At 28.2% G+C, this 9,769-nt stretch carries 7 protein-coding genes and 1 pseudogene; all 8 read right to left on the bottom strand.

The window, feature by feature from the left end; all coding sequences use genetic code 11:
- Positions 1-218: 218 nt before the first annotated feature.
- Positions 219-473, bottom strand: a complete 255-nt coding sequence (locus tag CLPUN_RS16615; RefSeq protein ID WP_198944360.1) for a transposase — start codon at positions 471-473, stop codon at positions 219-221.
- A gap of 218 nt (positions 474-691) precedes the next feature.
- Positions 692-1,051, bottom strand: coding sequence for a hypothetical protein (locus CLPUN_RS16610; protein ID WP_077848364.1), 360 nt, complete (start codon positions 1,049-1,051; stop codon positions 692-694).
- Positions 1,052-1,245: 194 nt separating this feature from the next.
- A complete protein-coding gene (locus CLPUN_RS16605; protein WP_077848363.1) occupies positions 1,246-2,064 on the bottom strand; it encodes a C40 family peptidase in 819 nt (272 codons plus the stop codon).
- 91 nt (positions 2,065-2,155) lie between these two features.
- Positions 2,156-3,070, bottom strand: a complete 915-nt coding sequence (locus CLPUN_RS16600; RefSeq protein WP_077848362.1) for a S66 peptidase family protein — start codon at positions 3,068-3,070, stop codon at positions 2,156-2,158.
- Between the two features lie 104 nt (positions 3,071-3,174).
- Entirely contained in the window at positions 3,175-4,254 is a 1,080-nt protein-coding gene (locus CLPUN_RS16595) for a dipeptide epimerase (protein ID WP_077848361.1), read from the bottom strand.
- A 701-nt stretch (positions 4,255-4,955) separates the two neighbouring features.
- A complete protein-coding gene (locus tag CLPUN_RS16590) occupies positions 4,956-7,181 on the bottom strand; it encodes a right-handed parallel beta-helix repeat-containing protein (RefSeq protein ID WP_077848360.1) in 2,226 nt (741 codons plus the stop codon).
- A 103-nt stretch (positions 7,182-7,284) separates the two neighbouring features.
- Entirely contained in the window at positions 7,285-8,115 is an 831-nt protein-coding gene (locus tag CLPUN_RS16585) for a polysaccharide deacetylase family protein (protein ID WP_077848359.1), read from the bottom strand.
- Between the two features lie 235 nt (positions 8,116-8,350).
- A pseudogene (locus CLPUN_RS16580) lies at positions 8,351-9,604 on the bottom strand (FAD-dependent oxidoreductase).
- Positions 9,605-9,769 lie beyond the last annotated feature (165 nt).

Below are 9,769 nucleotides of genomic sequence, written 5' to 3'. Positions count from 1 at the left end.
AAAATATTACTGCCTTTTATATCAATATTTGAAAGAACATCCACAGCAAGTGTGCTATCATGTAAATTACCAGAAGATAATTGAAAATAAACTGGATTGCCAAGACCATCAACAACTGTGTGGATTTATTTTGTGATTTACAGCCCTTTTTTAGCACCTGCACTATGTTGATGAACTTTTATGCAAGTGGAATCAATGCTTAGGTTTTCATATTCTGCTTAGGAGTTTAATTCCTTAAAAATGGTTAATAAAGTATCGTCATCACGCCACTTACAAAAACGGCTATATACTGTTTTCCATGAACCAAAACGTTCTGGTAAGTCACGCCATGCAGCTCCGCTTCGTGCAATCCATAAGATTGCGTTGAACATCAGCCTATTATCCATTGGAGGACGTCCGGTTTTTGCTACTGAAAATAAATCCTTTATTTGATTCCATTGTTCATCAGATATTTCATAACGTTTTTGTGCCATAATAGTTACCTCTAAGTTTTTTCTTTTATTTTACCTAAAAATTAAATTTTGTGCAAATTTCTGTTTTCAGACACGCCCTAATAAAAATTTACAAATATTCTTTTTACAACAAAAAAATATTGCTACTATAATTATTGTAATTTGTAAATATTCTGGATAGCTTATAATATTTTTATTAAAGAAAAATAAATATATAGTTAGTTTGTCTTAAGTATTTTTTAATAATACGGATAGTATGGATAATATGGATAAGGAGGTACAATGTAAGGATAAGGCAATAGAGATAACGCAGCTAAAGAAGCAAGTGGAAAAGCTTGACGTCTAAAGCGCCTATATCTTCTTCTTGGACGGCCATAATTGTAATATTGCCTTTGCATCTGAGCTTTATTTTCATTTTCTTGATCCATTACATCTTCACCAATTAACACAATAATCCTATCTGAATCTACATTTTCAATAATTCCATCAAATGCACTTCCATCAGTCATTGTTAAAGTAGCGTGGTAATACATGCACCTTTTACATTCATCATATAAACCTTTTAAATCTCTATAATGATCCTCTTTTTCTAAATCCATTTTTTAACCAACTCCTTTCATTAGCATTATATTCACTTTAAACAAAATAGTACTAATTATGTTTAATAATTCTTAATATAATATGATAATTTCAAAACGTGCTTGAAAATCCTAATAAATAGTTCCTGTATATTAATAAATTTCTACTATACAATTTTATTCGACAATAAATTATAGAAATAACATCGCTCTTTTTAAAATATGCTTCCAAAACGCTTAGTGCATTTTCCTAAATATTCATTATAATTTTCTGCATTTTTATTAAGACTATTTATTTTTACTACATCATTACTTGTTGAAGAATGCACATAATTTCCATTATCTAAATACATTGCCACATGTTCAGGAAAGAATATTAAATCACCTTTTTTTATTTTTTTAAAAGGTATTTCTTTTATTGGAAAACCTTTTTTTATATTAGCATCCCTGTAAATTAATATTCCATTTAACATATATGCCATAGAGCAAAGTCCAGAACAATCTATTCCCAAAGGTGATTTTCCCCCCCATCTATATTGTGTTCCAAGATAGCTCAATGCAGACTTAGCTAAATTTTCTCTAATGTTATTCTCATTCTTTATATCATAATCTACTTTTAATTTAGATATAAAACTTTTTCTTATCCATCCAAATTCTAAATTGGGCAGTTTTACTTTTATAAACCTTTTATTACCACTTATTTCAACTGTTGAAATTAAATTGGCACCTCTTGTTAAATTTACAATTTCATATCCTGAAGCTTGTGGTTTATTAAGTACATCTGCAAAATAATTGATTACCACAACATTTTTTTCTTTTTCCCATTCCTTTGATATTTCATCATTTATTATTAAACTATCTCCATTTATATACCCTTCATAATTATAATGAGTTCTCACATAAAGCCAATTATTTTCTGATTCTCTAAGTATTTCAACATTCATTCCAAATAATACTTCATCGGTACTTTCTGAAACTTCCTTAGGTTCACTTTTTAATACTCCTATTGCCTTATTAACAACTGCATATTTCATTTAATTACTCCTCATTACAATATAATTTTTAAAAAATCTTTTTCATATAATTTTTGATTAACAATATACAATTGATTATTTACATATAAGTTTAAAGTACAAGAATTTCGTTATTTTCTGTGTTAATTTTTACTTTAGCTCCAAGTGGAATACTCATAGTAGGTATACAATGGCCACAAATCAAATTATACATTGTAGGTTTATTTTCAGGTTTAATTAATTCTTCAAAAATCTCAATTAAAGTTAAATTATTTTCACCTTCTTTAGGTTCACAGTTTGTCAATGCTCCAAAAATAATTCCTGCTGCATCTTTAAATTTTCCACATTGCTTTAATTGGAGTAACAATCTATCTATTCTATATGGATATTCATCTACCTCTTCTAAAAATAATATATTCCCCTTTGTATCAAGTTCATAAGGTGTCCCCATAGAAGAAGCTATTAAAGAAAGATTTCCACCAACTAATTTTCCGTTTGCCTTTCCGCTTACTAAAGTTTTAATTTCTTGACTAATTGGATTTTTGAGTATTCCTAAAGGTTTATCACTAAATATATTTTGTTTAAAATAATTCATAGTATAATCATCTACACCCTTATAAAATTCTGTTGATGCCATTGGTGTATGAAAAGTTATAAGCTTACATTTTTCATTAAATACATTGTGAAGGGCAGTTACATCACTGTATCCTGCAAAAACCTTTGGATTTTTCTTAATCATATCATAATCTAACATATCTAAAAGTCTAGTAGCACCATAACCACCTCTTATAGCAAAAATACCTTTTATGCTCTTATCTTCAAACATGTTATTTATATCCTTTGCTCTAAGCTCATCACTTCCAGATAAAAATCCATGATATGCTCTAGTACTTTCTCCTAAAATAACCTTAAAGCCTAATTCTTCCATAGCTTTGATAGAAGGTTCTATTCTATCTTGAGATGTTGGACTTGAAGTTCCAATTAAACCTATTTTATCTCCTTTTTTTAAAGGCTTTGGTCTTATCATTTAATACACTCTCCTTAAAATCTTTTTTATTATTTCTATATATAAATTTTTAGAACCTTTACCACTTATTTTTCTATACTGTAAAATATTTCATATTATATTCGTTAAATTTCAACTATCTCCTCAAAACCAATACCAGTTTTTTCACTCATTTTAATACTACTACCTTTAAAAACAGGTCCTCCACTTATTGAATCTATTTTGCAGAGAGCTGGTCCATCTAAATCTATCATAGTTATTATTTTCTTAGCAGCACCAAGATTTGCTGCAGCACTAGCACTAATTTTACTTTCAAGCATACAGCCTATCATACATTCTATACCATAAACCTCTGCTATATTACAAATCTTTAAAGCATTAAATATCCCCCCTGTTTTCATAAGCTTTATATTAATTAAATCTGCTGCTCTCTCTATAATTATTTTAAATGCATCCTGCACAGAAAAGACACTTTCATCTGCTAAAATTTTTGTATAAGTATTTTGAGTTACATACTTCATTCCTTCTATATCCCAGTATTTAACTGGTTGTTCTACTAATTGAATTTTTAAGTCTTTATCTTCTAAAGTATTTATAATCTTAACTGCCAATTTGCTTGTCCAACCTTGGTTTGCATCTACACGAAGAATTATATTTTTCCCTACAGCTTTTCTTATTTCAGAAACTCTTTCTATATCTTTTTGCGAGTCTTTTCCAACCTTTATTTTTAAAATATTAAAACCTCCATTAACAGCTTTTATACTATCTTGAACCATTTGATCTATTTCATTTAAACTAATTGTAATATCTGTTGTAATTTCATTTCTATATCCACCAAGAATTTTATAAAGAGGTGAATTAAGTTTTTTAGCATATAAATCATAAATGGCCATATCCACTGCAGCCTTTGCACTAGTATTTTTTAAAATACAGCTATTTATCCTTTCCATTAATCCTTCAAAGTTATCTATCTCCATACCTATAACTGATGGTTTTATATAATTTAAGACTGCTGATTTTATTGATTCTTTTGTTTCACCTGTTATTGCGGCTGTGGGTGACGCTTCTCCATAACCTATTTCTCCTGTATCAGTTATAATTTTTACAACTATATCATTAACGGCATTAATTGTTCTAAGTGCTGTTTTAAAAGGTGTTACTAAAGGAACTAAAATTTCAGATACTTCAATATTTTTTATAATCATTATTCTCTCCCTACCTCGCATACTGTGTATAAAATAATCAATAAGATACTAAAACTTTAATATAAAAATGCTACTACATTTTATTTATGCGAAATGTAGTGACTTTATCCTAATTTTATTACTTATACTATTGTATAACCAAACATTTTTCTATTAATACTAATTGGTATATAATTTGGCACTCTTAAAAAAGGAAATTTGTTTCTTCTCATTAGGAGTAACTACTACATTTCTATCAACTATTAAATTCTTTAATATCCTTAGTAATAAATTTTAATAAAACGCACATATTTTATCTTTCAAGGCTATTAGTGAATTATTTTACTATAGCTAGAGGCGTATTGGATATGCTAGAAATGATTATTGCAGATTTTACTACTATTTGTATTATTAATATAATTTTAAAACCTAATCTTTTTATTTCTAAGTTAATTATCAAAATTAAATATCTTTGAATTCACATAGAAATTAGTGACAAAAAGAAAAAGCACCATCCAACCAGGAATAGTACTTTATACTCTTAAAATTTATATATTAAATTATTCAAATATTCCTAAAATAGATACTTTCTATAAGTGACTAGCACACCAAATATAAAATTGTTTCTAACCACTTCTATTCTAAACATTAACTTAGTTTTACTAGCATTAAGCATTTTTTATTTATACGATGACAAAGTTTAAATATTTAAATGTATTTCTTTATTCTTTCATGTAATCTCCAAGAGCTATATTCCCCTCATTATCTCTCTCAACTACATTCGGTATTTGAATACTTATAAATCTTGATGTTTTAAATTCTACACCAGATTTATTTTTAGATGAAGTTCCGTCATAAAAATAATTGTCGTCACTTAAAACCATGTCTGGAACAGAATCTTTTTCTCCATCTTTAGTTCTAATTGAAATATTGTTCGTAAGTGAATAATCAAACTTTGCATTTGTATAATAATCAAGTCCATAATTAGCTTTTTTATTATCTGCAGATTTAGAATTTTCAACACTAATTGCTGGATTGCTATTTCCTGTAATACCAGTAGCATTATTATTAAATGCTAAAGAATTTTTCAAAACATTTTTAACAGAAATTCCTTCTCCCCCTAATTTAAATCCATTTCCATCACCTTTAGTCACTGTTCCATCAGAAAGTGTTCCATTTCCATAGGCGATACAATCTTCTATTGTAATTGCACCTATAGTTCCATTTTCAAGTTTAGTAAACAAATCCCATCCATCATCACAATTGTTATGTGAAATACAGCCTCTAAACACGTTTCCTTCTCCAGAAGATATTTTAGCTGCAAATCCATCTGCATTGTTCATTGCAGCATCCATATTATCATAAGAATCACAGTTTAAAATCAAATTATTCTTTGGCCAATTTTCTTTTATATCATTAAGGTCCCCACTTATTTGTAGCCCCGTATCTCCATTTTTATATGTTTTAACTCTTTCTACCACATTATTATTTCCTGCAACTGTAATACCATGAGTCTTATCTTTTGTATTTATTACATCAATTCCATATATTTTCCAGTAATCTCCTTGAAGAGAAAGTCCATTTGAAACCTTGCCGAAATCAAATATAGCTCTTTCATTATCATAAGACGTAAGTGTCTTAACTTTGTCTTGAATACCACTATTATTTTTATCAATCACAATTGGTGATGTAAGATTATATATTCCACCTTTTATTTTTATAGTTTGTCCATCATTTGTATAATTGGTTGCTGAATATATATCTATTGGATCTTCTTTAGTTCCTTTACCATCTGCTTTACCATTTGGTGCTACATATATGTCGCCATTTGGTACTCCATAATTTTTAAAGGTTACATTATGAACTTCTTCTATTGGATCTATATTTGTATTCCCTACTTCTTTATTAGGTGTATATTTAATATTAAAAGCATTATCACCTTTTTCAATTATTGTATGAATTTTTAATGGTGTATTATTTTCAATTTTTCCATCATATATAACCTTGTCTCCTTGCTTTATATTAACATTTCCATTAATAGTAGCTTTTAAATTCAACTCATATTTTGATTTTGATGATATATTAGATGAAACTATGTTTATTGAAGGTTTTACAACTTTTTCTGGCTCTGGCACACCATTAGGATCAGAAGAGGCATTAGTTGTTTTAAAATCAATATCTGAAACGGCTATTGATGCAACACGTGCTGCAAAAAAGCCAACATATATCTTTTTGCTATCTAATACTTCTAATTGTTTAGGTCTATAATAAGTTTGAGCTTCTCCATCATCTACACAAGCAATATATCCTGTATTAGTTTTTTTTAGGCTTAACCTATATGTTGCTGTTCCATCATTAGGTGGACGCTTTGAAAATTCATATTCTCCTTCCATTACAATTTTATCGCTTAAATCTTTGGTCACTCCATTTCTAAAAACAGATTCAACTTTTCCTTTATAGCCTCCAACTAATACCACATTTGATGGAGAAAGTGATGCATCATCTTTAATTCCTAAAACATCTCTTGCCATTATTCCAAAACCAGCTTGATTATCTGGACTTTTCTTTTCAAAATAATTAACCTTAACACTAGCAGAAAGTTCAAAGTTTTGATATGGATCTATTTCAGTATAATAATAAGACATTCCGTCATTTGAACCTGTAATCTTACCTCCTGTTTTAGAACCATCTTTACTTCCAGCATTAATTGTTACTGTCTTATTAGCATCATCTAAAGTAATTGTGTTATTTTCTTTAGATGTACTTACTCCAAATATTATTGAATGCCATTTTACATCTTTATTTTGATTTATATTATCAACAAAAATATTAGGCGCAAAAGCTTTTATCGGCTCTTTAAATGAAACCGCAGCGATGCAGCAAACTGCTATAAATACTATAGCTATAGTCCTTTTAGATAGTGATTTTCCTTTAAAATATTTTTTCATTAATACCAACCTTACTTAATTTAATATAATCTCATACTTATTAAATATTGTAAAATTAAATATATAATAAGTATCAACATCTAACTAATATATTTAATATTTTCTATTCAAAAGAAACTTTCTTTCCACCTGGAACTTCATATATTATAGAATTTACACTTAACCAAACTGATTGAAAAGATGGATTATATACAAAATTTCCATTCATGGAAAATTGTAAATTGTCACAAGCTTTTAAATAATCAACTATTTCTATATTAGTTGCATACCATATATCATTTCTATTTCCTAACTTTTCACAAAATTCTTCAATGACGTTCCAATTATTATCCTTAGGAAATTCATAACTATGCCCCCATACATAAAACATATATAAATATTGTTTTTTATTTAGTGCTAAAAAGTCATCTGCATATTTTAATAAATTAGAGTCACCGTGACGGCAGGTAGCCTTCCATTCAAGAAAATCCCTTGGTATTTCAAAATTACCACTTATGTCAACAACCCTTGCATATTCTATGCCAATGCTAGGTAACATAGCTTTTATTTCATCACTAAATGAACCATTTGGGTAAGATAATCCTCTCACTGTATATCCTACAATCTCTTCAAGCTTTTCTCTATCTTCAATAATTTCTTTAGTAACATGTCCAATAGGTGACCTTGCTATTGTTGGATGAGTGCTTGTGTGACATGAAACCTCATGGCCTTCATAAATTTTTTTAATTTCCTCACTTTGTATTCTTAAACCATATGCATCATTTGGGGTAGGAGGTGCATCTTTTAGCAATCCAGAATTTAAGTGAAAACTCCCTTTTATTTTATATTTATTAAATAAATTAATTAATTTTTTATCTGGATCTCTTCCATCATCATAGCTCATTGTCAATACTTTAAATTTTCCTTCCGGAAAACACTTATAAATTGTCCTCATTTTTATATTCCTTTCTGTATTTAAAATTCCGAATTTCTTATTTTAATTGGAGAATTCGTTTACACAAATAAATAGTATATATCTTTGCACACGTGTTCATACTTTCACTGGTAATTATATTCTATATTTTAACATTTTTCAAGTATAAAAATGCTGTTGTAAAAAATTTTCATCATTTTATACAACAGCATCGTTTATATATAATTTTTAAAGCTAATTCATTCTTATTATTAGATTATATAAATAAATTTAATCTTAAATCATCTGTTGCTCCTAAATAAGATGCAACTCCAACTATTTCAACCCCATCAAGACCTACACCTTGTGCTCCCAATATTCTTCCTAACTTTGGATCAAATAACATTTTAAAAGCTATAGGAAAAGAACCTGGATAATATCTTGCATATGAACTTGGATGAATGTGAATGGCCTTATATTTTATACCTAATCCATTTAAGGTCTTTTCATTATTACCAGTTGTCGCTACTGTATAATCAAACACCCTTACAACTGATGACCCAAGAGTTCCTTTATATTCTACATTTTTCCCACATATATTATCTGCAACTATTCTACCTTGTCTATTAGCTGGCCATGCAAGTGGAATCATTGCAACTTTTTTATTTACAAAATCAATAACATCAACCGCATCTCCCAAAGCATAAATACTAGGATCTGAAGTTTTCATAAATTTATCAACAACAATAGCTCCTTTTTCATTTAAACTAAGATTAGCTTTCCTAGCTATTGTTGTTTCTGGCTTAACTCCAATTGATAATATTATCATATCAGTTGTAATTTCTTGTCCACTACATAATATTATCCTTTTACCTTTATTTTTAAATCCAGCAACACCATCTTTTAATATTAATTTAACATTTTTGTCAATTAAATGATCATTTATTATACTTGCCATCTCTATATCTAATGGTGCAATTATTTGTTCACTAGCTTCTACAATTGTAATATCAATTCCTCTAGCATGTAGATTTTCAGCCATTTCAAGGCCTATAAAGCCACCACCTATTACCGTTGCATGTTTAGGTTTCATATTATCTAAATAAGCTTTAATTTTATCTGCATCAGGAATATTTCTAAGGGTAAATAATTTATTCCAGGTATTTGAGGCTTCAAAGGAACTGCCCCCGGAGATAACACTAAAACATCATAATTTTCCGTGTATTCTTCTCCAGTCTTGTAATTTTTTATTTTAACGTTCTTATTTTCTCTATCTATACTTATAACTTCATTAAGATTTCTAATATCTAAATGAAATTTATTGCTCATTTCTTTTACGGTTTGAACTCTTTAACTTTCCTCTTTCATCTATAGTTTCTCCTATATAGTAAGGAAGTCCACAATTAGCAAAAGATATATATTATCCTTTTTCAACGCTGATTATTTCAGCATTTTCATCTAATCTTCTAAGTCTAGCTGCAGTAGATGCATCTCTAGCAACCACACCAACAATAACAATTTTTTTATTCATAAGAATCTCTCCTTCTCATATTTTAATTTCTAAAATTTTATTTACTATTCTAGCTATTTAAATTTATTAAAACCTGATTTGATATTTTTATATTTTCTTGACTAATAAATTTATTAAAAGTTCTATTTTTTATTTCTTTAATCGACATCTACCTTAATTCTAAGT

Origin of the sequence: Clostridium puniceum, assembly GCF_002006345.1 — a bacterium.
Taxonomy (GTDB): Bacteria; Bacillota; Clostridia; order Clostridiales; family Clostridiaceae; genus Clostridium; species Clostridium puniceum.
Note: the sequence above shows the minus strand (reverse complement) of the source record. Positions and strands in the feature narration are given on the sequence as shown.